The organism is Aquibacillus halophilus (genome assembly GCF_009649745.1).
Taxonomy (GTDB): domain Bacteria; phylum Bacillota; class Bacilli; order Bacillales; family Amphibacillaceae; genus Aquibacillus; species Aquibacillus halophilus.
Window position 1 is genome coordinate 1 of record NZ_WJNG01000032.1, and the last position, 1,601, is coordinate 1,601.

At 35.4% G+C, this 1,601-nt stretch carries 1 protein-coding gene and 1 rRNA gene; both read left to right on the forward strand.

What is annotated here, in order from left to right; all coding sequences use genetic code 11:
- The first annotated feature begins 33 nt into the window (after positions 1-33).
- A 5S ribosomal RNA gene (rrf, locus tag GH741_RS21340) occupies positions 34-149 on the forward strand.
- Between the two features lie 663 nt (positions 150-812).
- The gene (locus GH741_RS21345) at positions 813-1,124 is read left to right on the forward strand and encodes an MGMT family protein (protein WP_338079602.1); all 312 of its coding nucleotides are present in this window, start codon (positions 813-815) and stop codon (positions 1,122-1,124) included.
- The last annotated feature ends 477 nt before the right edge of the window (positions 1,125-1,601 follow it).

Below are 1,601 nucleotides of genomic sequence, written 5' to 3' on the forward strand. Positions count from 1 at the left end.
TTTTGAAGGTATATATATCTTCATTTCTTTAGGTCTAGTGACAATAGCGGAGAGGTCACACCTGTTCCCATGCCGAACACAGTAGTTAAGCTCTCCAGCGCCCATGGTAGTTGGGGCTTTGCCCCTGCAAGAGTAGGACGCCGCTAGGCAAGATAGCCTGCAAGAGATTATTCTCTTGTAGGCTATTTTTTGTTTATAGATATACTTTCTATAATAAATTAGGGAATAAAAGACCTAATACAATTAGTTTAAAATGTACATAAAGCTCGATATTATATTATTATGATCGGTGTATAGATTGATGTTTTGTTTTGCTTTAGGATTTTTTCTACCTTTCGGGTGAAAAATGCTTTTGTTCTTAATCAGTGCAGTTTATTCGAGTTATGCCAATCTTAATTTCAACATCGCTTTGCGGTAGTATTCTGATTACTTTAGCAAATCACGAAAATAGCATCACCAAATATTTAGATAATTTTCAACCACGATATATTCAACACAACTACGGAAACCTCAGTATCCGTAAGGAGAAGTCGACCTCAACTTATACCGTTTAACGGCAAGTCCTATTTGTTACATTGATTTCATGCTTATGGTTTCTTGGATTAGCTCTATTTTGAAGCGGGGAGAGACTTGTTCGTTCTGGTCGATTGTTAATGTGATAAATAAAGTCACAACTATAATCATGTTTGGTGCCTCTGTTTATTTAGTCTGCTTATTATAAATAGTTGCGATTTACAAACAACGTAAAGAGTTGCAATTGATAGAAGCGTTATAAGTGTTTAATCTAGATCAGTAGAAAAGGGGGGGAGATTGTGGAGACATTCACTGAATCAGTTATTGCGATTATAAAGCATATTCCGCCAGGCAATGTGATGACATATGGTCAAATATCGAACCTAGCCGGTAGACCAAGAGGTGCGAGACAGGTTGCGAGAATTCTCCATTCGATGAGCGAAAAGTATCAGTTGCCCTGGCATAGAGTGATTAATGCGAAAGGGAAGATTAGTTTTAAGGATGATGAGATGTTCTATACCCAAAAAACGTTTCTTGAGAGAGAAGGTGTTAACGTTGTAAATGAAAATAAAATTGATTTGGAACTCTATCAATATACTGGTCTAAAATAAGTTTATCTTTTAAAAGTGGTTATCTAAAGCTATAGAATATTAGTGTTCTTTGTATGGTACCGGGAGTGGTTGTTTGGTTAAAATTACAAGTGAAAAAAGCATTGTAATATTCTATTAAGCGTGTTATATTAGGTGTTCGCTTCGTTGTTAGAACGAAGTCAAACGTATTAGTTAAAGACTTTATTTAAAAAGTTATTGACTTAAAATACGTAGCGTGTTATATTAATTAAGTCGCCCATTTGAGTGACAACACACAGAAACAAAAAAATATTATAAAAACAGTTGTTGACTTTATCGGAATAACTTGATATAATATATAAGCTGTCGCAAAACGACTGCAACTATTGATCCTTGAAAACTGAACGAAACAACCAGTATGTGAAGTAAGAAATTAAGCTAGTTTTTTGAACGAGCAATCAAGCTCATAAACTTTATGGAGAGTTTGATCTTGGCTCAGGACGAACGCTGGCGGCGTGC